The organism is Sphingomonas qilianensis, assembly GCF_039614825.1.
Taxonomy (GTDB): domain Bacteria; phylum Pseudomonadota; class Alphaproteobacteria; order Sphingomonadales; family Sphingomonadaceae; genus Sphingomonas; species Sphingomonas qilianensis.
In genome coordinates this window covers 913,778-940,376 of sequence record NZ_JBDIMF010000001.1, presented here as the reverse complement: position 1 = coordinate 940,376, position 26,599 = coordinate 913,778, and the positions used below count along the sequence as shown (strand labels likewise).

Annotated in this window: 29 protein-coding genes; 13 read left to right on the top strand and 16 right to left on the bottom strand. The window is 65.1% G+C overall.

Annotated elements, in window-relative coordinates; all coding sequences use genetic code 11:
- Window positions 1-15: 15 nt before the first annotated feature.
- Window positions 16-510 (top strand): Sec-independent protein translocase protein TatB, encoded by a 495-nt coding sequence (gene tatB, locus ABC969_RS04560; protein ID WP_345863264.1) that lies wholly within the window; start codon window positions 16-18, stop codon window positions 508-510.
- Window positions 507-1,289: a twin-arginine translocase subunit TatC gene (gene tatC, locus ABC969_RS04555; RefSeq protein WP_345863263.1), complete on the top strand. Its 783-nt coding sequence runs from the start codon at window positions 507-509 to the stop codon at window positions 1,287-1,289. Before tatB ends, tatC begins: the two co-directional genes overlap by 4 nt.
- A gap of 184 nt (window positions 1,290-1,473) precedes the next feature.
- Here tatC and ABC969_RS04550 read toward each other — a convergent pair whose 3' ends face one another.
- The 3 genes from ABC969_RS04550 to ABC969_RS04540 form a co-directional block, all read right to left on the bottom strand.
- A complete protein-coding gene (locus ABC969_RS04550; protein WP_345863262.1) occupies window positions 1,474-1,608 on the bottom strand; it encodes an entericidin A/B family lipoprotein in 135 nt (44 codons plus the stop codon).
- Window positions 1,609-1,886: 278 nt separating this feature from the next.
- Window positions 1,887-3,425: a sensor histidine kinase gene (locus ABC969_RS04545; protein ID WP_345863261.1), complete on the bottom strand. Its 1,539-nt coding sequence runs from the start codon at window positions 3,423-3,425 to the stop codon at window positions 1,887-1,889.
- Window positions 3,426-3,506: 81 nt separating this feature from the next.
- Complete coding sequence (locus ABC969_RS04540; RefSeq protein ID WP_345863260.1) at window positions 3,507-3,650, bottom strand: NepR family anti-sigma factor; 144 nt, start codon at window positions 3,648-3,650, stop codon at window positions 3,507-3,509.
- Between the two features lie 320 nt (window positions 3,651-3,970).
- Here ABC969_RS04540 and ABC969_RS04535 point away from each other — a divergent pair, with 320 nt between their 5' ends.
- The 3 genes from ABC969_RS04535 to ABC969_RS04525 all read left to right on the top strand — a co-directional run bounded on the left by ABC969_RS04535 (window position 3,971) and on the right by ABC969_RS04525 (window position 5,715).
- On the top strand, window positions 3,971-4,777 hold the full coding sequence (locus ABC969_RS04535; protein WP_345863259.1) for a response regulator: 807 nt from the start codon (window positions 3,971-3,973) through the stop codon (window positions 4,775-4,777).
- Between the two features lie 69 nt (window positions 4,778-4,846).
- Window positions 4,847-4,987, top strand: a complete 141-nt coding sequence (locus ABC969_RS04530) for a hypothetical protein (protein WP_345863258.1) — start codon at window positions 4,847-4,849, stop codon at window positions 4,985-4,987.
- Window positions 4,988-5,070: 83 nt separating this feature from the next.
- Window positions 5,071-5,715, top strand: a complete 645-nt coding sequence (locus ABC969_RS04525; RefSeq protein ID WP_345863257.1) for a sigma-70 family RNA polymerase sigma factor — start codon at window positions 5,071-5,073, stop codon at window positions 5,713-5,715.
- 2 nt (window positions 5,716-5,717) lie between these two features.
- Here the strand turns inward: ABC969_RS04525 and ABC969_RS04520 are convergent, their stop codons facing one another.
- A complete protein-coding gene (locus ABC969_RS04520) occupies window positions 5,718-5,888 on the bottom strand; it encodes a hypothetical protein (RefSeq protein WP_345863256.1) in 171 nt (56 codons plus the stop codon).
- Between the two features lie 77 nt (window positions 5,889-5,965).
- Here ABC969_RS04520 and ABC969_RS04515 point away from each other — a divergent pair, with 77 nt between their 5' ends.
- The 7 genes from ABC969_RS04515 (at window position 5,966) to ABC969_RS04485 (ending at window position 12,603) form a co-directional block, all read left to right on the top strand.
- Window positions 5,966-8,647 carry a bifunctional [glutamine synthetase] adenylyltransferase/[glutamine synthetase]-adenylyl-L-tyrosine phosphorylase gene (locus ABC969_RS04515; RefSeq protein ID WP_345863822.1) on the top strand — a complete coding sequence of 894 codons (2,682 nt, stop codon included), beginning with the start codon at window positions 5,966-5,968 and terminating at the stop codon, window positions 8,645-8,647.
- Entirely contained in the window at window positions 8,637-9,101 is a 465-nt protein-coding gene (locus tag ABC969_RS04510; RefSeq protein ID WP_345863255.1) for a peroxiredoxin, read from the top strand. Before ABC969_RS04515 ends, ABC969_RS04510 begins: the two co-directional genes overlap by 11 nt.
- A 265-nt stretch (window positions 9,102-9,366) precedes the next feature.
- Window positions 9,367-10,113 (top strand): M23 family metallopeptidase, encoded by a 747-nt coding sequence (locus tag ABC969_RS04505; RefSeq protein WP_345863254.1) that lies wholly within the window; start codon window positions 9,367-9,369, stop codon window positions 10,111-10,113.
- Between the two features lie 117 nt (window positions 10,114-10,230).
- Window positions 10,231-10,572 (top strand): iron-sulfur cluster insertion protein ErpA, encoded by a 342-nt coding sequence (gene erpA / locus ABC969_RS04500; protein ID WP_345863253.1) that lies wholly within the window; start codon window positions 10,231-10,233, stop codon window positions 10,570-10,572.
- An 8-nt stretch (window positions 10,573-10,580) separates the two neighbouring features.
- Window positions 10,581-11,351 carry an exodeoxyribonuclease III gene (gene xth, locus ABC969_RS04495; protein ID WP_345863252.1) on the top strand — a complete coding sequence of 257 codons (771 nt, stop codon included), beginning with the start codon at window positions 10,581-10,583 and terminating at the stop codon, window positions 11,349-11,351.
- 12 nt (window positions 11,352-11,363) lie between these two features.
- Entirely contained in the window at window positions 11,364-12,167 is an 804-nt protein-coding gene (locus ABC969_RS04490) for a transporter (protein ID WP_345863250.1), read from the top strand.
- A gap of 166 nt (window positions 12,168-12,333) precedes the next feature.
- Window positions 12,334-12,603, top strand: coding sequence for a hypothetical protein (locus ABC969_RS04485; protein WP_345863248.1), 270 nt, complete (start codon window positions 12,334-12,336; stop codon window positions 12,601-12,603).
- 45 nt (window positions 12,604-12,648) lie between these two features.
- On the opposite strand, the gene ABC969_RS04480 is transcribed toward ABC969_RS04485, so the two are convergent.
- Window positions 12,649-13,806, bottom strand: a complete 1,158-nt coding sequence (locus ABC969_RS04480) for an N-acetyltransferase (protein WP_345863821.1) — start codon at window positions 13,804-13,806, stop codon at window positions 12,649-12,651.
- Between the two features lie 113 nt (window positions 13,807-13,919).
- Here ABC969_RS04480 and ABC969_RS04475 point away from each other — a divergent pair, with 113 nt between their 5' ends.
- A complete protein-coding gene (locus ABC969_RS04475; protein WP_345863247.1) occupies window positions 13,920-15,008 on the top strand; it encodes a fatty acid desaturase family protein in 1,089 nt (362 codons plus the stop codon).
- Between the two features lie 78 nt (window positions 15,009-15,086).
- Here ABC969_RS04475 and lptG read toward each other — a convergent pair whose 3' ends face one another.
- The 11 genes from lptG to ABC969_RS04420 all read right to left on the bottom strand — a co-directional run bounded on the left by lptG (window position 15,087) and on the right by ABC969_RS04420 (window position 26,582).
- Window positions 15,087-16,139 carry an LPS export ABC transporter permease LptG gene (gene lptG, locus ABC969_RS04470; protein WP_345863820.1) on the bottom strand — a complete coding sequence of 351 codons (1,053 nt, stop codon included), beginning with the start codon at window positions 16,137-16,139 and terminating at the stop codon, window positions 15,087-15,089.
- A gap of 44 nt (window positions 16,140-16,183) precedes the next feature.
- Window positions 16,184-17,380, bottom strand: a complete 1,197-nt coding sequence (gene lptF / locus ABC969_RS04465) for an LPS export ABC transporter permease LptF (RefSeq protein WP_345863246.1) — start codon at window positions 17,378-17,380, stop codon at window positions 16,184-16,186.
- 111 nt (window positions 17,381-17,491) lie between these two features.
- Window positions 17,492-19,432 carry an ATP-binding protein gene (locus tag ABC969_RS04460; protein ID WP_380808595.1) on the bottom strand — a complete coding sequence of 647 codons (1,941 nt, stop codon included), beginning with the start codon at window positions 19,430-19,432 and terminating at the stop codon, window positions 17,492-17,494.
- 43 nt (window positions 19,433-19,475) lie between these two features.
- Window positions 19,476-20,741, bottom strand: coding sequence for a serine palmitoyltransferase (gene spt / locus ABC969_RS04455; RefSeq protein WP_345863244.1), 1,266 nt, complete (start codon window positions 20,739-20,741; stop codon window positions 19,476-19,478).
- Between the two features lie 4 nt (window positions 20,742-20,745).
- Window positions 20,746-20,988, bottom strand: coding sequence for an acyl carrier protein (locus tag ABC969_RS04450; protein ID WP_345863242.1), 243 nt, complete (start codon window positions 20,986-20,988; stop codon window positions 20,746-20,748).
- A gap of 110 nt (window positions 20,989-21,098) precedes the next feature.
- Window positions 21,099-22,001: an NAD-dependent epimerase/dehydratase family protein gene (locus ABC969_RS04445; protein WP_345863240.1), complete on the bottom strand. Its 903-nt coding sequence runs from the start codon at window positions 21,999-22,001 to the stop codon at window positions 21,099-21,101.
- Between the two features lie 43 nt (window positions 22,002-22,044).
- Entirely contained in the window at window positions 22,045-23,151 is a 1,107-nt protein-coding gene (gene proB / locus ABC969_RS04440) for a glutamate 5-kinase (protein WP_345863238.1), read from the bottom strand.
- Between the two features lie 1,110 nt (window positions 23,152-24,261).
- Window positions 24,262-24,663 carry a Uma2 family endonuclease gene (locus ABC969_RS04435; RefSeq protein WP_345863237.1) on the bottom strand — a complete coding sequence of 134 codons (402 nt, stop codon included), beginning with the start codon at window positions 24,661-24,663 and terminating at the stop codon, window positions 24,262-24,264.
- Window positions 24,551-24,811 carry a Uma2 family endonuclease gene (locus tag ABC969_RS04430; RefSeq protein WP_345863844.1) on the bottom strand — a complete coding sequence of 87 codons (261 nt, stop codon included), beginning with the start codon at window positions 24,809-24,811 and terminating at the stop codon, window positions 24,551-24,553. Before ABC969_RS04430 ends, ABC969_RS04435 begins: the two co-directional genes overlap by 113 nt.
- Before the next feature lie 30 nt (window positions 24,812-24,841).
- Window positions 24,842-25,888: a GTPase ObgE gene (gene obgE, locus ABC969_RS04425; RefSeq protein ID WP_345863235.1), complete on the bottom strand. Its 1,047-nt coding sequence runs from the start codon at window positions 25,886-25,888 to the stop codon at window positions 24,842-24,844.
- Between the two features lie 106 nt (window positions 25,889-25,994).
- Entirely contained in the window at window positions 25,995-26,582 is a 588-nt protein-coding gene (locus ABC969_RS04420; protein ID WP_345863234.1) for a TetR/AcrR family transcriptional regulator, read from the bottom strand.
- Between the last annotated feature and the right edge of the window lie 17 nt (window positions 26,583-26,599).

Below are 26,599 nucleotides of genomic sequence, written 5' to 3'. Positions count from 1 at the left end.
GAGCGATAGGCATTCATGTTCGACGTCGCGCCTACCGAATTGCTGCTGGTCGCGCTGGTCGCGCTGGTCGTGATCGGCCCCAAGGATCTGCCCAAGGCGATGCGCTTCGTCGGCTATTGGGTCGGGCGGGCGCGTGGCGTGATGCGCCAGTTCCGCTCCGGTTTCGATTCGATGGTGCGTGAGGCCGAGCTTGAAGAAATGGAAAAGAAGTGGGCGGCGGAAAATGCCCGCATCATGAGCGAGCACCCCGCGCCAGCCATGTTGCCGCAGAGCGAGCCGACGGTGATCGAGCATCAGGACGAGCATGACGGCGAAGCGCCCCCGGTGATGGTCGAGCAACCGGCCTTTGCGGCCGATCCGCCTGTGCTGCCGGCCTCACCATCGCCGGCCGCGCCGATTGCCGAGCAATCCCCACCACAACTGGCGTTCGACGCACCCGTCACGGCCCAATCCGACGAAGGCGCCGTGCCCCCGGCCAAAAAGCCGCGCAAGCGCAAGGCCGCATCGTGAGCGATGCGGCAGAAACCGAAATCGACGCCTCGCGCGCGCCGTTGCTCGATCACCTGATCGAACTGCGTCGCCGATTGTTGTATTGTGCGGTGGCGTTGGCCATCACCTTTGGCCTGTCCTTCTATTTCTCGCGCGAAATCTTTGCCTTCCTCGTCCGCCCGCTGGTCGTGGCGGGGCAGAAGACGATCATTTCCACCGAAGTGTTCAGCGCCTTTTTCGTGCAGATCAAGGTCGCGTTTTTCGCCGCGCTGATGCTGTCATTCCCGGTCATCGCCAACCAATTGTGGCAGTTCGTCGCGCCCGGCCTGTACCGCCAGGAAAAGCGCGCCTTGCTGCCGTTCCTGCTGGCCACGCCGATCTTGTTCCTGCTCGGCGCAACGCTGGCCTATTGCATCGCCGTACCGATGGCGCTGCACTTCCTGCTGTCGTTCCAGGGCGATCTGGGCGGCATCAAGCAGGAGACGCTGCCCACCGTCACATCGTATCTGTCGTTCGTGATGCAGTTCCTGTTCGCGTTCGGCCTGTCGTTCCTGCTGCCCGTGCTGCTGATGCTGCTCGAACGCGCCGGCATCGTGACGCGCGCGCAACTCGTCAGCGCACGGCGCTACGCCATCGTCGGCGCGTTCGCCATTGCCGCGGTGCTGACCCCGCCCGATATCGGCTCGCAGCTGCTGCTCGCGATCCCGCTGGTGCTGTTGTACGAACTCGCGCTGATCGGGATCTGGTTCACCGAACGCAAGCGTGCCAAAGTGGCAGCGGAGGCGAGCGAGGCGGCCTGAGGCCGGCGGGGCGCCGCCGATCGACAACTGCCATCGTTCGCGCGTGTCGGGTCGGGCGCTAAAGTCGCGCGGTGGATGTTTCTGCCGGTAGCTTGGCGGGCTTGAGCGACTTCAAATAGACACGAAAAAGGCCCCCTCCCGTTTGGGAGAGGGCCTTGTGCGTATCCGGCGAACCGGATGCGGCTTACTTGGCGTCGTCTGCCGTCTTGGCGACCGTGCTGCCAGCCGACGAAACGTCCTTGCCGGCGCCTTCGATCGTGTTGCAGGCGCTGACCAGCAGTGCAGCGGCAACGACGGCCATTCCCATGATCTTGCGCATATAAATCTCCCTGATGAAAAGGCGTTTTGCCTGACAGCCCAATGCGCGACGCCCGAATATCGTTCCGGTGGCAGCATGAGAGGCGGCAAGAAAGTATTGGGCCCGGCAGCGTCTCCGGGGGGGGAGGGTAGACGCTGTCGGGCCCATGGTGTGGATAGCGAGAGCGGGGGGGCATAAATTCGCTATCCGGAATGTAAAACGGACATCGCGATAATCGGTTCCCGCAAAAAGCGGCCGTAATGTATTTTATTGATCGAAAGCTGGCTGCGCTGCAGCAATCAGTCGCGTCCGGTCACGGCGACCGAGATTTCATAGGCGCCGATCAGCGGATCGTGGTGCAGTTTGGAGCGCAACTGCCGCGACAGGCCCTCCATCACGCGGCCATAGCGCTGGCCGATTGCCTCGCGCAGCGCATCGCTTTCGATCAGCGCCGGCGAGCTGATCCGCACCGTGGCACGCTCTGCCGTCTCGCTGGGTTTGACCGAGATGCGGATCTGCGCTGCGGGATTGCAGCTCATCGCCAGTTCGACGATTTCGGTAAGCAGGAAGGCGATGGCGACCGCCACATCCTGGTTGGCCAGGAAGGGTTCGACATCGAGAACGATGCTGAGGCCGCCCGAGCCCTCGGGCGCCGTCGCGCGGATGTTGGAGGAGAGTTCGCCGATCACCGAGCGGAGCGAGAGGCCGCGATGCTCCTCCATCTCGGCAAAATGGTGGCGATGGACCACCGCCAGCGCATCGACGCGGCGCTGGATGCCGGCATAGGCCGCGGTTGCTTCGACCGATTTTGCGCCGCGCGCGTGGAAATTGATCAGGCTGGAGATAACCTGCAGGTTGTTCTTCACCCGGTGATGCACTTCGCGTGTCAGCTTGGTCTGACGCACCAGGCCTTCGGCCAATCCGGCCTCATGCTCCGCCACGGTGCGGGTGATATTGCGAAAGGTATCGCCCAGTTCGCGAATTTCCTGCGCGGGGAGCGCGCGCACCTCGGCTGGATCGATGATCTCCCCCGGCACATAAGCGGCAACACTGGTGCGCAGTTTGCGCAGCGGTCGGATGAGCAGGTGATCCACGATGAACCAGCCGATGCTGGCCGCGGCGGCCCACATCAGGATCGGCAGCAGCATGGCGATGAGCAGGGGCGAGGAGATCGGCAGGCTGCGTACGGTCATCTGCATCGACAGATCGGCGATGCCGAGATCCGCTTCCAGCATATCGCGCCGTTCAAGCGCGCCACGGGGCGGCAAGGCCACCAGCGTCAGCGTTTCATCCGCATTCGACAATTGCGATTCGAACGCAGCGCCAAATCCGCTTGGCTGGCCGATCGCGGCGAGGAACGGCACCGGGAAGAACACGTTGGCGCTCGCGCCGCCGCTGCCGTGGATCGCCAGCACCAGTCCGCGGCCCGGGATCAAGTGGGCGGCAATCGGTTTTGCCAACTGTGTGGGGGGGGCGGTCACGCCGGCGGGAAGCGCGGCGCCGCACAACACGCGTCGTTGCCCATCCAGGATGGCGAAGCGCGTGCCGCTGGCAACTTGCTGTGCGAACACGCCCTGCGCGCGGGCACAGCTTGGGGCATCACCCGGATCGGCTTCGAGTGCGTTCAGAGCCACCCGCAGCGCCGTCATGTCGCCGATCAGTTCGATCGCGAGGCGACGGCCGCTCTCGGAGGCGGCCACGCTCAATTGTGCGCGATATTCGTCCGCGGCATTCTGCGTGCTCTTCAGTGTCGCGAAGAACCCGATTACCGCTAACGGCAGCAATGCGGCGCTCAGAATCAGGAATATTTTGGCGCCGGTCGGTATTTGTCGCAGCATTGCGAGCGGTCGATTGGTAGGCCGGGAGGGAGCTGCGTCTTGGTCGTTGACGGGCGTGGTCACGATGAAGTGGTCACGGCGTCAGTCAAGCTTGCCTAAAAGATCCAGCATCTCCGGCGGAATGCTCTCTTCAACGGTTTTTTGATACACGGTGCGCAGCGCAGACCCCATATCGCGGTCCTTGTTCTGAACGCTAGCGCCCGCCGTCTTTTCATTGGTCTTCACGGAAGCTGCCTTGCCCGATGTATTATCGCCCGATTGCAATGCAATATCCCCTGAAGCACCCGGCGGTGGCCGGCCTTGAGCCCAATCGCGCGCGGTCCTTCGCAGACGACGCCAAAATGTAAAGACCGGCGCAAGACACAAGCGCCGTTTGCCTCGCATAAATCACGTGACGACAACATGAAACCAAATTGCGCACCGATTGTTCCACTTACGATGCGAAAAAGTCCGGCGTTTTGCTGGCCTTTTCAAAACGCATTGCATTGGCGCCGTCCGGCTTTCACAAGGACGGCGCTTTTTCATGTCAGGAGACCCCGACAGCCATGTCGCTTGGACAGCAGCTTGCCCCCCATCTTCCCTTTCTGCGCCGCTACGGCCGCGCGCTTACCGGTAGCCAGACGCAGGGGGATCGTTATGTCCGTGCCACGCTGGAGGCGATCGTCGCGGCGCCGGATGAATTTCCCCGCGAAGTCGATCCGCGGCTTGGTCTCTATCGTATGTTCCAGGCGATCTGGAATTCGACCAATTATGACGAGACGCCCGAAAATGCCGGCGCCAGCGCCGATGACGATCAGGAGTCGATCGCGCGCGCGCGCCTCGCACGGATGACCCCATTGTCGCGCCAGGCTCTTCTGCTGACCGCGATGGAAGGGTTCACGCCCGAGGATACGGCCTATCTGATCGATGTCGACGTGGCGGAAGTCGACAGCCTGATTGCCGAAGCGCTGGCCGAGATCGAAAAGCAGACGCGTGCGCGCGTCCTGATCATCGAGGACGAGCCGATCATCGCCATGGATATCGAGACGATCGTCCGTGATCTCGGGCATGACGTCACCGGCGTTGCCGTCACGCGCGACGAAGCGGTGGCACTTGCCATGGAGGATCGCCCCGGCCTGGTGCTCGCCGATATCCAGCTGGCCGATGATTCGTCGGGCATCGATGCGGTCAAGGATATCCTGGCCGAATTCAACGTGCCGGTGATCTTCATCACCGCTTTCCCGGAGCGTCTGCTCACCGGCGAGCGGCCCGAGCCGACGTTCCTGATCACCAAGCCGTTCCAGCGGTCCACCGTCAAAGCGGCGATCAGCCAGGCGCTGTTCTTCGATTCCGCCACGGTGCCGGAGCTCTGAGCCTCAGGGTCCGTATCGAAAGTTCCCAACGATACGGACCCAAAACGTTTTTTGATGGTTTGGTGATTCATGACAGACCCCAATGACAAGATTCACGTGTCGACCGAGGAAGCCCGCGCGGGTTCCACGCCGCATATGACGCGGTACATCCTCGCCATCTCACTGGTGCTCGTTATCGTCATTTTCGCGTACCTGTTCTACGCGGGCTGATCGACAGCGATTGCGGGGCACGCTGGCATGCGGCCGGCGGCCTTCCTATGTAACAGGCCAGCGAGGCGAAAAAGCGGGTGTCCATGATCGAGTCCGAAACCAGTGATGACGAGAGCGGCCAGGATGTGGTCGTTGAACACGTCGCGCTGTCCGATCCGGAGTTCAAAAAAGAGCTCGCGCAGGTCATTCCGCATCTGCGCGCCTTTGGCCGCTCGCTGTCGGGCAATCGCGATCTGGCCGACGATCTCGTGCAGGAAACGCTGATGAAGGCCTGGGCGGCGCGCCAGCGTTTTCAGGCCGGCACCAACATGCGCGCCTGGACCTTCATCATCCTGCGCAATCTGTATTTGAGCCAGATGCGGCGCGCGCGCTTCAAGGGCGAATGGGACGATCTCGTCGCCGACAAGATCCTCGCCGCCCCGGCCAGCCAGGATCGCCACGTCGAACTGGGCGATATGCAGCGTGCCTTGTTGCATCTGCCGCAGCCGCAGCGCGAAGCGCTGATCCTCGTTGGCGCGGGCGGCTTTGCCTATGAAGAAGCAGCCGAGATCTGCGGCGTGGCCGTGGGCACGATCAAAAGCCGCGTGGCGCGTGGCCGCGTGGCGCTGGAAACGATCCTGGGCGATGGCTCGCTGCCGTCGCGTCGCACGCACAGCAACGAACCGGGCATGACCGCGCTGGACACGATCATGGGTGAAGTAGAACATCTCAGCCGCGATCGCGGCTGAGACTAAAGCGCGTTGAGCTTGGCCAGCAGGCGGAGGAAATCGTCGGGCATGCCGCGGCCATTGTCATAGGCGCGGTGCAGGGCGCCGCTGACTTGATCACAAGGGCGCGGCGCCGCCACGGCAATGTCGCCGCTTTGCGCCTGGCGCCGGGGTAGATCAAAATCCTTTGACATATTTACCGAACGATCATCCCGCGCTTTGGTTTCTTGCCCATGCTTGACACCGCGAAATGTGCTGAGGCTGGTGCATGATGGCAACATTGCCTGATCCCGACATCATCGGCGCGGTCGCGCGCGCGCATGCGCACGCTCCGTTCCTGCACATGATTCTGGCGCGCGAGCCGGCATTGGCGGCAGCGCTCGAACGCGGCGTCCTGCCGCCGCTTGCCGCAGTAGCGATCGATGATGCGGCCATGCCGGTCGCCCGGCGTCTGCGGCTCGAGCGGCGGCGGCTCGCGCTGCTGGTCGCGATCGGGGATCTGGCCGGCGTGCTGGATCTGACTGCCGTAACGGGCGCGCTCAGCACGTTCGCCGATCGCGCGCTCGATACCGCCATTCGCACCGCGATGCTCGAGCGCACGCCGGATGCCGCGCCGCGCGGCTTCGTCGCCATTGCGCTGGGCAAACAGGGCAGCCACGAACTCAATTACTCGTCCGATATCGATCCCATTCTGCTGTTCGATCCTGCCACCTTGCCGTGTCGCGGCAAGGAGGAGCCGCAGGAAGCGGCGGTGCGTATCGCCAAGCGCGTCGTCGAACTGCTGCAGGCACGCGATGGCGATGGCTATGTGCTGCGCGTCGATCTGCGCCTGCGTCCGTCGCCCGAGGCGACACCGGCGGCGCTGCCCGTCGACGCCGCGATCGGCTATTATGAATCGCAGGCGCTGCCGTGGGAGCGCGCCGCCTTCATTCGCGCGCGCGCCGCGGCCGGCGATATCGCGCTGGGGCAGCGTTTCCTGGAGACGATCCGCCCGTTCGTGTGGCGTCGCGCGCTCGATTTCGGCGCCATCGGCGAGATTCGCGGCATCTCGCGCCGCATCCGCGATCATCACGCGCAGGGGCAGGCGTTCGGCCCCGGCTTCGATCTCAAGCGCGGTCGCGGCGGGATTCGCGAAGTCGAGTTTTTCGCGCAAATCCATCAGTTGATCCATGGCGGGCGCGATCCGGGGCTGCGCGCGCCGGCCACGCGCGATGCGCTGGCGGCGCTGGCGGCGGGCGGCTGGATCGATCCCGCCAACGCCGCCGCGCTGTCGGATAGCTATGCAGTGCTGCGCACGATCGAACACCGCGTGCAGATGATCGATGATCGCCAGACGCATCATCTGCCCACTGGCGAAGCGCTCGACAATGTCGCGCGGCTGCATGGATTGGGGCAGGGGGCGGATCTGCTCGATCTGCTCCGCCCGCACATCGGCAGCACGGCGCGGATCTACGATGCGATCGAGCCCGATGAAGGCGATGGCCTGTCGCATGATCGTGCCCGCCTTACGGGTCAGCTCGCCAGCGCGGGATTTGCCGACACGACCAGCGCGGTGCAGCGGATCGAACAATGGCGCGCGGGCAGCTATCCGGCGCTGCGCAGCCCGGCGGCGCTGGCTGCGCTGGAGGCGGTGTTGCCGGGGTTGATCGATGCGCTGGGCACATCGCCCGATCCGCATGCTGCGATGTTGCGGCTCGATGCCATGCTGTCGCGCCTGCCCAGCGCGATCAACTTCCTGCGCTTGCTGGAGGCGCGACCCGCGCTGGCGCGGCTGCTTGGCGCGATCCTCAGCCACGCGGCGCCCTTGGCCGATGCGCTTGGCCAACGCGCCGCGCTGCTGGATGGGTTGATCGATGCCACCGCGCTGGATGCCGTCGGCTCGGTTGCGCAGCTTGCCGTAGAGATGACGAACGACGTCGGCGATTATCAGGCGCAGCTCGATCACGTGCGCAAGATCGTCGGCGAAAAGCGTTTCGCGCTGGGCACGCAGATCGTCGCCGGCGCGGCGGATCCGCTCGACGTGTCCGCCGGCTATGCCCGCGTGGCAGAGGCGGCGATCGAGGTGCTGGCGCAGGCCACGATCGCCGAATTCGCCGCCAAGCACGGCCGCGTGGCCGGTAGCGAATTGGTCGTGCTGGCGCTCGGCCGGATGGGCGGGGGCGCGCTGACGCATGCCTCCGATCTCGATCTGATCTATCTCTTCACCGGCGATTTCGCCGCCGAGTCCGACGGCGAAAAGCCGTTGGGGGCGGTGTTGTATTACAACCGCTTGGCGCAGCGTCTGACTGCCGCTTTGTCCGTGGCGACAGCAGCCGGGCCGCTTTACGAGGTGGATACCCGGCTGCGCCCGTCGGGTACGCAGGGTCCCTTGAGCGTCTCGCTCGATGGCTTTGCGCGTTATCAGCGCGAGAGCGCATGGAGCTGGGAGCATATGGCGCTGACCCGCGCCCGCCCGGTGTTCGGTGCGCCCGCCGCGCGCGCGGCGACGATCGCAGTGATCGATGCGGTGCTCGCTGGCGATCGCCCGGCGCGCGATATCGTGGCGGACGCGACCACGATGCGCGCCGACATGGCGGCGCATAAGCCGCCTGCCGGGCCGCTCGATGCCAAGATGCTGCCCGGCGGCCTGGTCGATCTGGAATTCGCCGTGCATGTCGTGCAACTGGTGCATCGCACCGGCTTCGACGCCAATCTCGGGCGCGCGATCGATGGCTTGATTGCCGCCGGACTGGCGCCCGCTGCCCTGCGGCCGGCCTATGATCTGCTCGGCCGGCTGCTCGTGACGTTAAGGCTTGTGGCGCCGGATGCGCAGGAGCCCGGCCCTGTCACCCAGGCGCTGATCGCGCGCGCCGTCGGCCTGGCCGATTGGCCCGAGACGCTTGCTGCGTTCGAGCGCACGCGGCAGGAAGTGTTGCAGTATTGGCATCAGATTGGAGGCGGCAATGGCACTTGAAGAAGGCGGGACCCTGCCTGAAGGCACGCTGACGGCGCCCGATGGCGCGACGCTGAAACTGCGTGATTATCTCGGCGCCCCGCTGGTGCTATATTTCTATCCCAAGGATGACACGCCGGGCTGCACGCGTGAGGCGCAGGAATTCGGCGCGGCCTATCCCGATTTCCAGGCGGCGGGCTGCGCTGTGCTGGGCGTGTCGCGCGATACGCCGGCCAAACATCAGAAGTTCGCGGCCAAATATGATCTCGCCGTGCCGCTTGCCTCGGACGAAGACGGTGTCGTGCTTGCCGCCTTTGGCAGCTGGGTCGAGAAGCAATTGTACGGCAAAACCTATATGGGGATCGATCGCTCGACCTTCCTGTTCGATGCCGGTGGCGTGCTGCGGCGCGCCTGGCGCAAGGTGCGGGTGCCGGGTCATGTCGCGCAGGTGCTGGATGCGGTTCGCGCGCTCTGAATAAAGCTCAATTCGATCAATAGATTCGAGCGCGACGTTAAAATCACCGATTGGTTCCCTACGAAATGTCGCGGGTGCGGCGCTCGTTTCAACGGCTCGCCGCGCGTCTCCGGCGCTTGACCGCTCGATCGCCGTTTCGCGCTTGCTCTTATTTGTTCCCGAAGGTCACAAGGAGGCGTCTGGAGCGCGGAGGGGTTTGCGATCCAGACGGTTCAGGGGCGGGCGCCGGTACTTCCCGGTTTCCACAGCAGATCGCCGGGGACTGATGACCGATATTTTTAATGCGCATGTCGCGGGCAACACCGCACGGCTCCGGGCTCGCACCGGCCGCACTATTGCCGCGTTGGCAATCTGCTGTTCGTCTTCCGTTATGGCCCAGGCCGCGCCAGCGGCGCCGCCTGCTGCCACGCCGGCGCCGGCAGAGGGTGGCCCGTTCGAGGCAGCGAGCGCCAGTGCGGCCAATGTGGACGCGCAATCGGACACGCAGTTCCGCACCCTGTTCATGACCTGGAAGAAGCTCGATAACCACGAGCACGGCGCGATCTCGATCCCTTCGGTGCAGCCGGTCGCGCACATGAGCTTTACCAGCAATTTCGGCGTGCGTTCGGATCCATTCCGCGGCACCGCGGCGATGCATGCGGGCGTTGATATTCCCGGCCCCGTGGGCACGCCGATCTATGCGACGGCGGATGGCATTATTGGCCGCGCCGAGCGGTCGGGCGGCTACGGCAATCTGGTCGAAATCAATCACGGCAAGGGCATCCAGACGCGCTACGGCCACCTTTCCAAGATCATGGTCGCGCCGATGTCCCGCGTGAAGCGCGGGCAGTTGATCGCTCTGATGGGGTCGACAGGGCGCTCAACCGGCCCGCATCTGCATTACGAAGTCCGCATCGATGGTCATGCGGTCAGCCCGATCCCGTTCCTGCAGACCGCTGATTATCTGGCCGGCGTGCAGGATCGCGGCGCGCAGGCGGCCCCGGTCGCGGTGGGCGGCCCGGCATCTGACTGATGATGTCTTGAGCCCTCTCGCGTGAAGAACATGAGAGGGCGTTGAAGCATGGGGCTCGGGACGTCTCCGTTCCGCGCCCGGTTGCCGTTCCCCCCGCGACCGCCTATCTCAAACCGCATGGCCACTCTCGCACCCGCTGAAGTTACGCTGACCCCGTCCGCTGCCGCGCGTGTCGCGGCCATCGCGGCGCGGCAAGGCAAGCCCGCTATTCTGCGGCTGGCGGTCGATGGCGGCGGCTGTTCCGGCTTCCAGTATAAATTTGAGCTGGCCGATACAGTCGCCGATGATGACGCCGTCGCCGAAACGGGTGCCGCGCGCTTGGTGGTCGATTCGATCAGCCTGGATCTCGTTCGCGGCTGCGCCGTTGATTATGTCGAATCGCTGGGTGGCGCGGCGTTCAAGGTCGAGAATCCCAACGCCGCATCCGGGTGCGGCTGCGGCTCCAGCTTTTCGGTCTGACGCCCCTCGTGAAAATCGTCACGTTCAATATCAACGGTATCAAGGCGCGTTTGCCGCGTTTGCTGGAATATCTCGTCGAGCAGCAGCCCGATGTGGTGTGCCTGCAGGAACTCAAGACCAGCGATGAGACGTTCCCGATCGAAGATATCCGCGCGGCCGGTTATGGTGCGTTGTGGCATGGCCAGAAAAGCTGGAACGGTGTTGCCATTCTGGCGCGTGGATCCGATCCGGTCGAGCGCCAGCGCGGGCTCGATGGTGAGCCGGAGGATGAGCATAGCCGCTATCTCGAGGCCGAGGTGAATGGCGTGGTCGTCGCGTCGATCTATCTGCCCAACGGCAATCCGCTTCCCGGCCCCAAATTCGATTATAAGCTGCGCTGGATCGAGCGCTTGTCCGCCCGTGCGCGCGTCTTGCTGACGGAAGAAAAGCCGGTCGTGCTGGCGGGCGATTACAACGTCATTCCCAATGACGACGATACGTTTTCGGTGCGCGCGATGGCCAGCGATGCGCTGATGCAGCCCGAAAGCCGTGAGGGCTATCGCCGGCTGGTCGCGCAGGGCTGGACCGATGCGCTGCGCACGCGCTTCCCCAAGGGCGGCGTGTGGACCTTCTGGGACTATCAGGCGGGTGCCTGGCAGCGTGATGCCGGCTTCCGCATCGATCATCTGTTGCTGTCGCCGATCGCCGCCGATCGGCTGCGTGACGCTGGCGTCGACAAGGAGTATCGCGGGCGCGAGAAGGCCAGTGATCACGCCCCCACCTGGGTTCGTCTGCGCTAGGAAGACGGCACGATGAGGACACGCCTGATGCGCGCCGTGCTGCTCCTGCCGGCGGCGATTGCCGCGCCTGCGCTGGCCGCGGCGCGCGAATATTGTCCGTCACGTGGCGGGCTCGGCACCACGCCCTGCACGATGTCGCCCGGTAAGGTATCGGTCGAGACCGCGCTGATCGGTTGGACGCGCGACGACACCTCGGACGGGCGCGAAGATACGATATTGCTCGGCGATACGCAGGCGCGCTTCGGCGTCACCGATAGGCTCGAACTGCAAGCGGGCTGGACCCCGTTCGGCCATGTCCGCACGCGCGACAAAGGCGTCGGCGGCGTCGAGCGCCGCGGTGGCGCCGGCGATGCCTATTTCGGCTTCAAGGCCAGTGTCGCGCATCCCGACGGCAAGGGGCTTTCGGCAGCAGTGTCGTCCTTCGCCACGCTGCCGGTCGGCCACGGCGCGGTCGGCAGCGGCGATTGGGGCGCGGGACTGTTGGTGCCGGTCACGTATGACCTCAGCGATATGGTCAATCTGCAATTCACCCCCGAAATCGATGCCGCGGTGGACGAGGACGGCCATGGTCGGCATCTCGCGTACAGTGCGGTCGCAGGCCTCGAGCTCAAGCTGAGCGAAAACCTTTCTACCTCGCTCGAACTGCAGATGCTGCGTGATCGTGATCCCGCCGACAAAACCCGCCAGGCGCTCGCCGGCCTGTCGTTCGGATATCGCATCGGGGACGATCTTCAGCTCGATTGCGGCGCCAATGCCGGGCTCAATCACGATACGCCCGATGCCGAACTCTATCTCGGCGTGTCGCGCCGGTTCTGATCAGCCGATGATTGGCGATTTTTGCCAACTGATCGTGCCTAATCCTACCCACATCGCAGCTGAATTTCCGCTAAGACACTGAAATATAACGCTCCATGTGTTTGGCATGCATAATGCACTAACACAGCTACGGCCGGCATAAACGTCAGGTCGGATGGAGGATATCATGATCAATACTGTCATCGTCGCATTGTCCGGCGCACTCGTTGCCATCGCCACGCCTGCCGCCGCGGAAAAGGCTCGCGCCGTGGAAGCGCCTGCGCCCGCCAGCGCCAGCGGCGCTGCAGCTATGCCGTCAGCCGAGAAGCCAGCCCAGGCCTCTGCCAATCGCCGCTATTGCATCGTCGATACGCCGACCGGATCGCATCTCAAGCGCAAATATTGCAAGACCCGCGACCAGTGGCTCGCCCAAGGATATGATCCGCTGGCCAAATGAACCCCCGCAAGACCCGCGGCGACGCCATCGCCGCGGGTCTGGGCGTTACAGGTCCTTGCCGTAGATTTCGTATTTCTTGTTTACATCGCATTCCAGGATATCGGCGATCGAGCGCATCCCCTGATTGTCGTCCAGGATCCAGCCGATCTCGCCGCGCGACGCGCCATAATTGGCCACTGCGGCGCGGCGGATATATTCGATCATCATCAGCGCCAGCTGGCTCGCCATGCGCGACGATTGCAGCCGCTTGAGCACGCCCATCAGCGGCACGCGCATCGTCCGCGCCTTGGGCTTGCGCAGCCACCACAGGATCTTGGCCCAGCCGAACGGCAGCAGATTCCCCTTGAGCGGCGCGATCACCTCGTTGAGATCGGGCAGCGTGATCATGAACGCGACGGGCTCGCCATCCACTTCGGCGATGCGGATCAGATCCTCGAACACGATCGGCTTCAGCTTCTTGCCGACATCGGCGATCTCCGGCGGGGTGAGCGGCACGAACCCCCAATTGTCCGACCATGCATCGTTGAGGATGGCGAGGATGATCTGCGCCTCTTCGTCGAACTTCGCTTTGTCGACGTTGCGAATGCGGATGCGCGCATTCTTCTCGCCCGCGGCGATGATCCGCCCGCAGATCGGCGGGAACTGCTTCGTGATGTCGAGCTCGTAGGTATAAAGCGTCTTCACCCCGGCATAGCCGGCGCTCTCGATCCATTCCTGATAATGCGGCTGGTGATGCCCCATCATCACGGTCGGGGGATGCTCATGCCCCATCACCAGCAGCCCCGGCTCTTCCCAGATCGACAGGCTGATTGGCCCCAGCGCGCGGGTCATCTCCTTGCCGCGCAGCCAGTCCTCGGCCGCCACGATCAGCGCATGCGCCGTGCCCCGATCCTCCGCCTCCAGCATGCCCCAGCAGCCGACGCCGGGGCCGAAGCCCTGTTCCGGCGGCAGCGTCAGCGCCAGCGTATCGATATGCGCGGAAATCCGCCCCACCACCGCATCGCCGCGCAGGGCGAGAAACAATTGCCCCACGGCATGGCTGAACCAGCCATTCTTGCTCGGATCGATCTTTTCCGCTTCCTCGCTTTTGAGCGGCGGCACCCAGTTGGGATCATCGGCATTGAGCCGATAGGGCAGGGCGATAAAGGCCTTGCGATCGGCCTTGCTGTCGGCGGGGCGGATGGAAAGCGCGGGATTGGCCACGGCGGCAGCACCTCTTGTCATAACTGGCGTCCAAGTCCCGCGTGCGTGTGTTGCTGTCAAGGACACGTTGATTGCCACCGTGCCGCCACTATCTACCTGTAATGCAACGCACCATGGATAGCTCACTCGCCTTTGTCGGGCAGCCCGCCGACGCCCCCCCGCGCGCCACGCGCGAGCGCATCGCCGATGATCGCGCGATGCTGCGCACCGCGGCGGAGCTGAGCCGCGATCTGCTGCCGCACAAGCCGGTGGTCTATTGGGCCGATCTGATCGCCTCGGCCGGGATCGGCTATGGCGCGCTGGTCGCCGCAGTGATGCTGCCCACGACAGGGCTGGCGATCCTCGCCGGCGTGATCTCGGTGCTGGCGCTGTACCGCGCCGGCAGCTTCATCCACGAACTGACGCATTTCAAGCCATCGGCGGTGCCCGGCTTCCATCTCGGGTGGAACCTGATCGCCGGCATCCCGCTGCTGCTGCCAAGCTTCATGTATGAAGGGGTGCACAATCTGCACCACGCGCGCACGCGCTACGGCACGGCGGAAGATCCCGAATATCTGCCGCTGGCGCTGATGAAGCCATGGACGCTGCCGCTGTTCATCGTCGTCTCGGCGCTCGGCCCGGTCGCCTTGCTGTTCCGCTATGCCGTGCTGTCGCCGTTGTCGGCGCTCATCCCTGCGGTGCGCAAGCTGACGGTCGAGCGCTATTCGTCGCTGTCGATCAACCCCTCCTTCCGCCGCCGCCTGCCCGAGGGCGAGGCGAAGCGCGCCTGGCTGTGGCAGGAAACGTTGACCAGCCTGTGGGCAATCGCGTTGTTGACGATGGTAGCAACGGGCGTGATCCCGTTGCGCGCCTTCATCATCGGGCTGGTGATCCTCTCGGCATCGATGGTGATCAATCAGGTGCGCACGCTGGTCGCGCATCTGTGGGAGAATGAGGGCGAAGCGATGACCGTCACCGGCCAGTATCTCGACAGCGTCAACGTGCCGCCGCCGGCTTTCCTGCCGATGCTGTGGGCGCCGGTCGGCTTGCGCTATCACGCGCTGCATCACTTGCTGCCGGGACTGCCCTATCACGCGCTGGGCGAGGCGCATCGTCGCCTTACGGCAGCGCTCGAGACGGGCTCGCCTTATCACAAGGCGAGCTATCCGGGGTTGCCCAGCCTGGTCGCGAAGATCGCGCGCAGCACGATGGTGGCGCGGTAGCCGCCAACGCGCGTAATCCCGACGACCGTCAGGGTTGCGGGAGCCCGAAATGGCGGCCGCTGGGGGCAGGCTCGAATCCTATTCCTCGGTCCGCACCAGCACTGCTTCGCCGATCAGGAAGAACAGCAGGAACGGTGCCCAGGCCGCCAGAAACGGCGGATAGGCCCCCAGATTGCCCATCGCGAGCGCGAAATTGTCGGCCACGAAATAGGCGAAGCCCAGCCCCATGCCGATCGCCGCGCGCAGGAACAGCTTGCCAGAGCGCGCCACGCCGAAGGCGGCGACCGCGCCCAGCAGCGGCATCAGGATCGCTGACAGCGGCGCGGACAGTTTATGCCAGGCCGCGCCTTCCAGCGCCTTGGTCGGGCGCCCGGCGTCGGACAAGTCGCCGATCGCCTCGCGCAGCGCGCCGAACGACAGGCCTTCGGCGTTGACCGTGGCCAGCGTGAACTGATCGGGCCGCACGCCCTGGGCTACGATCACCGTGCCCAATTTGGTCTCGCGGCCGCTGGCCACGTCGAAGCGCGTCGCCTCCTCGATGCGCCACGCCGCGCCGGTATAGGAGCCGCGCGGCGCCTGCACGATCGACACCAGATTGCCCTTGGCCCGATCGTATAGCGTGACGTTGCCGAGCCGCGCGGCGGCGCCCTTGCCCTTGATCTGCCCGACCTCGATCAGATCGTCGCCATCGCGCACCCATACGTTGTAGCGGTCGCCGCGATCCACGGGCAGCGGCCCGTAATTCACCTTCTGCCACTGCGCCAGCGTGGCCGAGGCGCGCGCCACGATGCGATCGTTGAACGCGAACGACACCATCGCCACGACAAGGCTGGCGGCGATCAGCGGCGCCAGCACCTGATGCGCGGACAGGCCCGATGCCTTGAGCGCGATGATCTCGCTATTCTGGTTCATCGTCGACAGGGTCAGGATCGTGCCGAGCAATACCGAGAAGGGCAGGATGAAGGCGATGATCTGCGGCGCGCGCAGGCCGACATAGCGCCATACCTCGGTATCGCCATTGCCGGGATAGGCCAGGATGTCGCCCGTCTGGCCAAGCAGGTCGAGCGCCTGCAGCACCAGCACCAGCGCCGCCATGATCGCAAAGGTGCGCACGACGAACAGCCGCGCCATGTACAAGGCGACCACGCGCGAGGGGAAGAATTCGAGGAAATTCCTCACGATTGCGGCTCCATGCGGCGCCCGGGCATGCGGCGCGCGATCCATTTGGCCATCTTGCCGGCGACGCGCTCCAGCCCGCCGATCGGCTGGCCGTCGGGCACATAGGCGATGGTGTAGAACATCCAGCCGACCAGCGCGGCGAACAGCACGAACGGCGTCCACAAGGCGATCAGCGGATCGATCTTGCCTAGGCTGCCGATCGCTTCGGCATATTGATTGATCTTGTGATAGGTCACCACCATCACGATCGCCAGGAACACGCCGAGCGCCGAGGTCGAGCGCTTGGGCGGGATGCCCAAGGCGAGCGCGAGCAGCGGCAGCAGGAACATCGTCGCCACCTCGACCACGCGGAAGTGGAACGCGGCGCGGCTGGTATCGCGCAGGTCCTCGGTCGCGGCGGGATTGCGACCGATCTGCGCCAGTTCGGGCAGCGTCAGCTCCAGGTTGCGCTGGCCGCGTTGCCGGAACGCGCCATATTTGGGCAGCGGGATGGGCAGGTTATGCGTGGTGAAGGTCAGCACCCGGGGTGAGGACAGGCCGGGCGCGTCGTTGATCAGCACGCCGTTGGTCAGCTGGAAGACGATCTCGTCGGGATTGTCGGTGGCCATGAACTTGCCCGTCTCGGCGGTCACCGCATAGGACGCGCCGTTCTTGGTCACCGCTTTCACGAAGATGCCCGAAAGCTTGCGGCCCTGTTCGCGGCTCTGCTCGATGCGGATCGTCATCTGATCGCCGAAATGCGTGAACTCGCCGACCTTGATCGAGGCGCCGAGCGCGCCGGTGCGCAGCTCGAAGCGCAGCCCTTCATATGCGTAGCGCGCGCGCGGCTGGACGAAGCCGACGATCGCCAGATTGGCCAGCGCCAGGACGAACGCGAACATGAAGGGGACGCGCAACAGCCGCCAATAGCTCATGCCCACGCCGCGCATCACATCGAGTTCGGAGCTGGTGGCAAGCTTGCGGAACGCGAGCAGCACGCCGAGCAACAGCCCGATGGGGATGCCCAGCCCGAGATATTCGGGCAGCAGATTGGCGAGCATTTTCCACACCACGCTGATCGGCCCGCCTTCGGTGGCGACGAAATCGAACAGCCGCAGCATGCGATCGAGCACCAGCAGCATGGCCGAGATGACCAGCGTGGAGATCAGCGGCAGCAGGATCAGCCGGACCATGTAGCGATCGATCGACTTCATGGTGCGGGAAACGGTCTTTCGCGATCGGGCGCGGATGCGCGGGGGAATGTGTCGCTATACCGGCGCGATCGGCGTCCGTCAGCCGCAAAATGGTCGCGCTGGCGTGCGCGATTATTCCGCCGCGATGCTCGGTGCCGCCGGGCGTTCGGCCATCGCCTCGGCCAGTGCCTGTTCGAGCCGGGCGATGGTAAACGGCTTGCGCAGCACGTGGTGGCCGCCGAATTGCGCCTCGCTGGTGTCGCCCGCGAAGCCGGTGACGAACAGCACGGCTATATGTCGGTAGGCCGGCGCCAGGGCGGCGATCATTTCCGGCCCGGTCTGCCCCGGCATCAGTACGTCCGAGACGATGAGGTCGATCTGCGGGGTCTGTGCCAGCAACGCGGGCGCGGCCAGCGGATCGGCGCAGGCAATGGGGCGATGGCCCAGATCCTCCAGCGCGCCGATCGTCGCGGTCAGCACACGCGGATCGTCTTCCACCACCAGGATGTCGAGCGTGGTGCCGATCTGCATCGGCGCGGCGTCGCTCACCCGTTCCGGCACAGCCAGCCCCACGGCCACGTAGCGCGGCAGGTACAGTGTCACGGTGGTGCCTTCGCCCGGCGTCGAGGCAAGATGGATTTCGCCCTCGGCCTGGCGGATAAAGGCGAAGATCTGGCTCAGCCCCAGCCCGGTGCCCTGGCCGATCGGCTTGGTGGTGAAGAACGGCTCGAACACGCGCTCCATCACTTCGGGCGTCATGCCGTGCCCGGTGTCGCTGACCGCGATCGTGACATAGTCCCCCGCGGCGCAGCGCCCCACGGCCTGTTCGGCAAGCTGCGTCGCGGCGGTGACGATGGTGAGCGTGCCGCGCCCGTGCATCGCGTCGCGCGCATTTACCGCGAGATTGAGGATGACGTTTTCCAGCTGGTGGCGGTCGGCGCAGGTCATCCAGTCGCCGCACAGATCCTGCGCGCTCACCGTGATCGCGTCGCCCAGCGTGCGATCGAGCAGATCGGACATGCCGGCGACCAGCGCGCCCGCCGCGAGTGGTTCGACATGCAGCGCTTCCTCGCGCGAGAAGGCGAGCAGCCGCCGGGTCAGCGCGGCAGCGCGGTTGGCGCCCTCCATCGCGTTGTCGATATGCCGGTGCGTCGATTTGGGATCCTTGCTCAGGCTGCGCCGCGCAAGCTCCAGCCCGCCCAGCACCACCGCCAGCATATTGTTGAAATCATGCGCGATGCCGCCGGTCAGCTGCCCCACCGCCTCCATCTTCTGCACCTGGCGCAGCTTGCTTTCCTGGCGGCTGAGCTCGCTCGTCGCTTCCTCCACCGCCACTTGTAGTTCGTGCGCGCGCTCGCGCTCGCTCTCCGCCTCGGCGCGCGCGCTGGCCTTGTCGCCCAGCGCCTGCAGCGTCAGCCAGCCGAGGACGATCGCCCCCAGCACGATCAGCACGCCGAACGTCGCCAGCACCGCGGCCAGCCGGTTGGCGCGCTCGATCGTGGCCATGGCGATGGCCGTGCGCGCCTGCAGCAAGCGCCGCTCGGCATCGATCACCGCATCGAGCAGCCGATCGATCCGCGCCAGCGAGACGGATTGCCGCGCCTGATAATAGCGCGCCAGGGCCTGATCGTTCTTGGCGTAATTGGTGCTGAGCGCGATCAGCGCCAGTTCGGCGCCGCGCTCGTCATAACCGCGGCGTAGTGCGTCGACGCGGCGATGCTGCCCGGCATTGTCGCTGGTGACCTGATCGAGCCGCACGATCTGCCGCCCCGCCGATCGCCAGCCATCGGCATAAAGCCGGCCCAGTTGCTTGTCGCCGCTGATCACATAGCGCCCGAGCGAGGCCTCGCTGCGCGCGATCGTGCCGGAGAGCGTGCGCGCGAGGATCATCACCTCGTAACTGTGCGATTGCAGCCGCAGCGCATGATCGCGCTGGCGGTTGGCGCTGGTCAGCGTCAGGATCAGCGCCACCAGCGTGGCCGCGCCGAGCACGGCCATCACGACCAGCATGATGGTGCGCCAGGCGGCTCGGGGGCCTCCGGTCGCTGCGCTTTCGCCCTCGATCCCGTTCATGCCGTCGTTATATACACCGCGCCTCGGCCGTTCGACAAACGTCTCAGATCACGCCCAGCGCACGACCCGCTGCGGCGAACATGCCGAGCACGGTTTCGATCTGCGCCGGCGTATGTTCGGCGCACAGCGAACAGCGCAGCAGATAGGTGCCGGCCGGCGTTGCCGGCGGGCGCGCCATGTTGACGTAGAGGCCGCCGTCGAGCAGCGCCTGCCACATCGCCACCGCCTGTTGCTGATCATCGAGGATGATCGCGATGATCGCGCTGTCGGGCTTTTCGGTGCCGAGCTTGAAGCCAAGCGCCTTCAGCCCGCCATGCAGATTGCGGGCATTGTCCCACAATTGCGCGCGTTTCTTGGTCGCGGTCATCAGCTTGCGGATCGATGTCGCGGCGGTGGCGACCACCGACGGCGGCAGCGAGGCGGTAAAGATATACGGCCGGCACGCCAGCCGGATCGCCTCGAACTTGGGATGGTTCGACACGCAGAAGCCGCCGACCGTGCCAACCGACTTGGAGAAGGTGCCGATGATGAAATCGACGTCGCAGCCCTGCTCTTCGTACACGCCGCGCCCGTTGGGGCCGTAAAAGCCCATCGAATGCGCCTCGTCGCTCAGCACCATGGCGCCGTGCTTCCGGGCCACCGCGACCATGTCGGCCAGCGGTGCGATATCGCCGAGCATCGAATAGACGCCTTCGAGGATGACGAGCTTGCCCGCGTCCTTGGGCAGGCGGCCCAGGCGTTTGTCGAGGTCCTCGACATCATTGTGGCGGAAGCGCACGATCTCCGCATTGCCCTGCTTGCAGCCGTCATAGATCGAGGCATGGCTGTCGGCGTCGAGGATGACATATTCGCCCTTGCCGGCGAGCGTCGAAATCATCCCGAGATTGGCCATATAGCCGGTGGAAAAGACGATCGCGCCCGACATGCCGTAGAAATCGCGCAGCGCATCCTCGACCTCGATATGATCGCGGAACGTGCCGTTGAGCATGCGGCTGCCATTGGTGCCCGAGCCGAACTGGTCGAGCGCGGCATGGCCGGCGGCGATCACGTCGGGATCGAACGTCATGCCCATATAATTGTACGTGCCGAGCAGGATCGTGTCGCGACCAGCGATCACCGCCTCGGTCGGCGAGGTGACCTGTTCCATCACGATGGCGAACGGATCGGTCACGCCCGTATCGATCAGCGCCTGGCGCTCGGCGATCAGCGCATCGAATTTGGACATCAGGTCGCGCCCGGCGTCATTGGCCGGCGCGCTCTCCACGGGGTCGACGGGAAGCTTTTCCGCCGCCAGGCCAGCATCGGTCATCGTCTCAACCCTTCAGCTTGGCGACGGCATCGGCCAATTGGCCGACCGTCTCGATCTCGGCCTGCATGTTCATGGTGATGAGGATGTCGAAGTCGTCCTCGATCGCCGCCACGAAATCCATCACCGTCAGGCTGTCCCATTCCAGATCGCCCTGGAATGTGGTGGCCTCGGTAACGGTCACGCCCTTCTTGTTGAAGGGGGCGATCTGGGCGGTGATCGTGTCGAAAATCTCGGTGCGGTCTGTCATGCCCATGTCCATATGCAATTGCCGCGCAACTTGCCAAGCGAATGCGGCGGGAAGGGGGCCTGAGCGTGGCGGACCATGGTCACCCCCGCATGGCCGGGGTGGTGCGCTAGCTACCGCAACAGCCCGTGTGCCTGATACCATGCCGCCGTCGCCGCCAGTCCGGCGGGCGTGGCGATCTCCGCGCGCCACAAATCTGCCGCCGGGCGCCGCGCCGGGTCCGCCGCCCAATCGGGATGCGCGAGATAGTTCACCCGGTCCTGCGTCAGCTTGGCCTCGTCGCCGCGGAACATTTTGTCCGCCGCTGCCGCGAGCGACAGCAGCCCTTTCGGCAATGGCAACGTCAACACGCGCTGCCCCACCGCCACGCCCACCGCGCGGGCGAACTCGTCATGCGTCCACGCTCTGCCATCATCCGGCTCCAGGATCACCGGCCCCGGATCGCGCGCGACCAGCACCAGCAGAAGCCGCGCGAGATCGTCGACATGGATCAGCGACAGGCGCCCCGGCGGCGGCATCAGCGCAAGCCCCATCCGCGCCAGGCGAAAAACGTCGCGCATCTCCATGTCTCCCGGGCCGTACACCGCCGGCGGGCGCACCACCGTCCAGTCCAGCATACTCGCGGCGACCACGTCTTCGCCGCCGCGTTTGGACCAGCCGTAATTGGAGAGTTCGGGTTCCCGCGCGGATAGCGAGGAGACATGAATGAAGCGCTTCGGGCCGTGCGCCAGCGCCGTGGCCACCATGCCCCGCGTGCCAGCGATATTGCCGGCCGCAAAAGCATCGCGCGTCGGCGCGTTGACCACGCCGGCGACGTGAATCACCGCGTCCGCGCCGTCGAGCAGGTGCGGCAGCGCGTCGGCCGAATCGAGCGCGCCGCTGATCCAGGTGACGCCGGCGCGCGGTTCCTGCGGCTGCCGCGCCAGCGCCCGCACGCCATGCCCCTGCGCGAGCGCCAGATCGATCAGGCGGGTGCCGACGAAGCCGGTGCCGCCGGTGATGGCAAGAACGCTCATGCCGCTTCCCCCATGCCGCCGCACCGGGGCGTGAGGTCACGCATCACAACACTGCCATGTGATTGCGATGCACCAGCGCGCCGCGCGGGGCGTAGCCCAGCACCTCCGCCAGCACGTCGCTGCGTTTGCCCATGATCCGCGCCGCCTCCGCCGCATCATATTCCGCCAGCCCGCGCGCGATGATCGCGCCGTCCGGCCCGTTCACCGTCACCAGATCGCCGCGCACGAACGCGCCGTCGATCCGCGTCGCGCCCGCCGCCAGCAAGCTGTTGCCCCTGGCCAGCGCCGCGGCCGCGCCGGCATCGACATGGATCGCGCCCTTGGCGGTGATCCCGCCGGCCAGCCACGCCTTGCGCGCCGGCGCGGATTTCTCCGCGACGAACACGGTATGCCGCGCCACCGCAGATAACGGTCGTTCGATCCGCCCGCTGGCGATGGCCAGATGCGCGCCGGCGGCATTGGCGATCCGCGCCGCCGCGATCTTCGAGACCATCCCGCCCGATCCCATGCCCGAGGCGGAGCCGCGATCCGCCATCGCCTCCACCGCGCCGTCGATCCGCTCGACGCGCGGCACATGCACCGCGCCGGGCAGCGCCGGGTTGCGATCGTACAGCCCGTCAATGTCGCTGAGCAGCACCACGCCCTGCGCCCCCGCCGCCTGCGCCACGCGCGCGGCCAGCCGGTCGTTATCGCCGAAGCGTATTTCCTCGGTCGCCACGCTGTCATTCTCGTTGAGCACCGGCACGACGCCCAGGCCCAGCAGTCGGTCCAACGTCGCCGCCGCATTCAGGTAGCGCCGGCGATCTTCCAGATCATCCAGTGTGACCAGCATCTGCGCCGCGGTCAGCCCCTCGGCCCCCAGCATCTCGGCCCAGACCTGGCTCAGCGCTATCTGCCCGACCGCGGCGGCAGCCTGCGCATCCTCCAGGCTCGCGCGTCCGCCCTTGGCCAGCCCCAGCCGCCGCGCGCCGAGCGCAATCGCGCCCGACGACACCACGGCGATCTGCTGCCCGGCGGCGTGGCGCGCGGCGATATTGGCGGCCATCCCCTGCAGCCACGCCCGCCGCACCCCGCCATCGGGATCAACCAGCAACGCCGATCCGATCTTGACGATCAGACGCGGGCAGGCGGAAGGCGGAAAGAGCGACATGGCCGATGCGTTAGCACGCTTTACGGCCAAGTTAAGCCATCGCGAGGCGGACGCATCGAGCGCGTCGTGCTGCTCCCGGCTTCGTCACCCCGAACTTGGTCCGGGGTCCACCAGGCGGCGTCCAAGGCCAATAGTGGGAAGCGCGCCCCGCTGTCGGCGCCGTGATCCCGGGACCAAGTCCCGGGGTGATCAGAAAATGTGGGCCGCCTACTCATGGCGCGAACGGCAAGAATTGGTGGAGAGCGGAAGGACCGCTTTGAGAAGCAAGTGGACAAACCGGCCTTTGCGTTACGCTAACGCGTCAGAGACCTGCATCTTTGAGGGGCACAGCCTCAGCTTTCCTGAGAGGACGGTGACAGAAATAGTTGAGCCACCCCGTAAGTAAACACTCCCACCATGCTGATAAGGATTGAAGCCGCAGGAAATAGGATTAGTGCCATCCCCCCACCGAGCCCCATATCGACTGTCGAAGCATACCAAACCCCAAAAGCTAAGACAAGTACGGCGAGCCCAAAATAGATAGTCCGAAATCCACGCAAGATCCTCATGATCAGCAATAGGAACGCGTTAGGCTTCTCACCCGACACGTGCTGGCGGTAACTATTTACCCATTCCATGAAAGACGTTCCCACCTCCGGTTAGCGCCAAAGTATCGCATCTTTCCTTGTTAGCAATGAGGCGACCTTACTAATCCCATCCTGATGACGTTCTGCACCGACGCCTATGGATACGCGAGGTGAATAGAAGGTCGTCATCAAACAGGCGAGACCATGCCCGCTACTGGGCGTTTTCGGTCTGTCCGCTTTGCCAATCACGAATGTCGCAACTTGGTGGCTAGCTGCTGCTCCCGACACGATCGGCCAAGAAATCAGCCGCGTTTATGACTAGGACTGTTAACAGGCACAGGCCCACGATCCAATCATTGGCAGATAGCCAGATCCCACTCAGCCCGACGACTGTAGCCATGACGACAATCCAGTTTCGAAGCGAGCGTGTGCGCTGCCACATATTTGTCTCCTGCGTCAGGAACGAGAGACCAGCTCATTGTGACGAGCAGATGAATGTTCGCTATTGGGCGGAAGCGGAATGACCGCTTTATGAGTCTACAACCTAACCTCGCGCAAAAATCTCGTTGTGCGGGAGCGTCATGTTTAGTGACGGCAGCGGCACATCGGCTGCTTCTTGATAAGTCATATCGCGCCAGCCGTGGGCGGCCGTACGCTGCACGATCCTCAACCGTTCAGCGGCAGTATCGACGAAAACGATCGTATCGACGCTATCAAGCGCCTTATATTCTTCGGGCTTGGTGCGCAGGTCGGTGCGGGGCGTGCCAGCCGATAGTATTTCAAACAGCATGCGAGGATCATCGTAGGAGCGGATATCGTCGTCGCGTCGATCGTTACAGAAGAGCGATACGTCCGGTTTGCGGATCGACTGATCGTGTGCGGGTCGCCATGTCTGGCCCGTAGGGGCGGCATTGGCTGCCCCGCAGATGCTGCCACAACCAGCCAAATATAGTGCCCTGCACCTCGGCATGGCGGCGCGTGCCGCCCGCCAGCATCCGAATCACGCCATTGTCGAGCTCGGCTTTTCGATCGCCGAAGTCGAACCGAAGAAACTCTTCAGCGGTCAGCAGAGGGTAATCCGGTTGAGGCGCCATCGGCGTTACCCATCACAGCCCGCATACCGCTCAAACCGGCGACCAGGCAATCTCGTCCTCGCCCTCGTCATCCGCGCCGACCACGCCGCCCGATGGCCCGATCGCCTCGAGCATCTTGTCGAGGATCCAGTCGAGCCCGGTGCCGGCCGCGCCCGAGATCGGGATCACTTCCGCGCCGCTGGCTTCCTCGAGTTCGGCCGAGAGCGCCGCGATCAGTTCGTCGTCGAGCGTGTCGATCTTGTTGAGCGCGACGATCACCGGCTTGTCGATCAGCCCGGCGCCGTAAATCTCCAGCTCGTCGCGCACGATGCGGTAGCTTTCCGCCACGTCCTTGTCGTTGGCGTCGACCAGATGGAGCAACACGCTGCACCGCTCGATATGCCCGAGGAACCGGTCGCCGATCCCGGCGCCTTCGGCGGCGCCCTCGATCAGCCCCGGAATATCCGCGACGACGAATTCTTTGTGCTTGTGCCGCACCACGCCGAGCTGCGGGCGCGTGGTGGTGAAGGCATAGGAACCGACCTTGGCCTGCGCGTTGGTGACCGCATTGATGAAGGTCGATTTGCCGGCATTGGGCAGGCCGACCAGCCCGGCATCGGCAAGCAGCTTCAGCCGCAGCCACACCCACATTTCCTCATATGGCCAGCCCGTGCCGTGCTGGCGCGGCGTGCGGTTGGTCGAGGTCTTGTAGCTGGCATTGCCGCGCCCGCCATCGCCGCCGCGCAGGAACACGACACGCTCGCCGACTTCGGTGAAATCGGCCAGCACCTCTTCGCGGTCCTCGCTCAGCACCTGCGTGCCGACCGGCACCTTGATGACAAGATCCTCGCCGCCTGCGCCGGTCATATTGCTGCCCGCGCCGCCCTTGCCGCGCGGGGCGCGGAAATGCTGCGTGTAGCGGAAATCGATCAGCGTGTTGAGCCCGGCGACCGCTTCGAACACGATGTCGCCGCCCTTGCCGCCATTGCCGCCATTGGGGCCGCCATATTCGATGAACTTTTCACGGCGAAAGCTGACGGCCCCGGGGCCGCCATTGCCGGAACGGACAAAGATCTTTGCTTGGTCTAGGAAGTGCATGACGCGCGGCCTACAGCTTTAGCGCAGCTAAAGCGAGGCTGAAGCGCGCCCGGCCGGCCTCGCTCGAGCGAGGAACGACGGCGTGGCTTTGCCACGACGCGGTGCTTTATCCTGCCGTGCCGCTCACGTGCGAGGCAATGAGCGTCTTCACCGCCAATTCCCGCGCGGTCGTGCGGGGCAAGCCCAGCGCCTTGGCCATTGGCCCGCCGAGCAATGCATCGCCCAGGGCGGTCAGGACCAGCTGCAGCGTTTCCTCGTGGATCGAGGGGCGTCCGGGCTGATGGCCTTCGGACAGATCATCGACCAGTTTGTGGATCGCCTCCAGGATCGGGTCGAGCGCATCCTCGTTGCCGGTCAGGATCATCCAGCTGGCCATCGCGCCGGCGCCGCGCGCAAACGCATCGAACGTCATATCGACCACTTCGCGCGGATCCTGGTCGCCCGCGCGCGCGCGCTTGGCGGCGTCGCCGATCTGCGCTGTGATCGTGTCCGCGAGATGCGCGATCAGCGCCTTTTGCAGGTCCGCGGCCGAGCCGAAATGGTGCAGCAGATTGGCATGCGTCCGCCCGATCCGCGCCGCCACGGCCTTCAGCGTCACCGCCTGCGGCCCGTCCTCGATCAGCAGCGCACGCGCCGCCTCGATCGCCGCTTCACGCGATTGTTCGGGGGAGAGCCGGCGACGCATTATTGACATGAGTGTAAGTAAAGCCT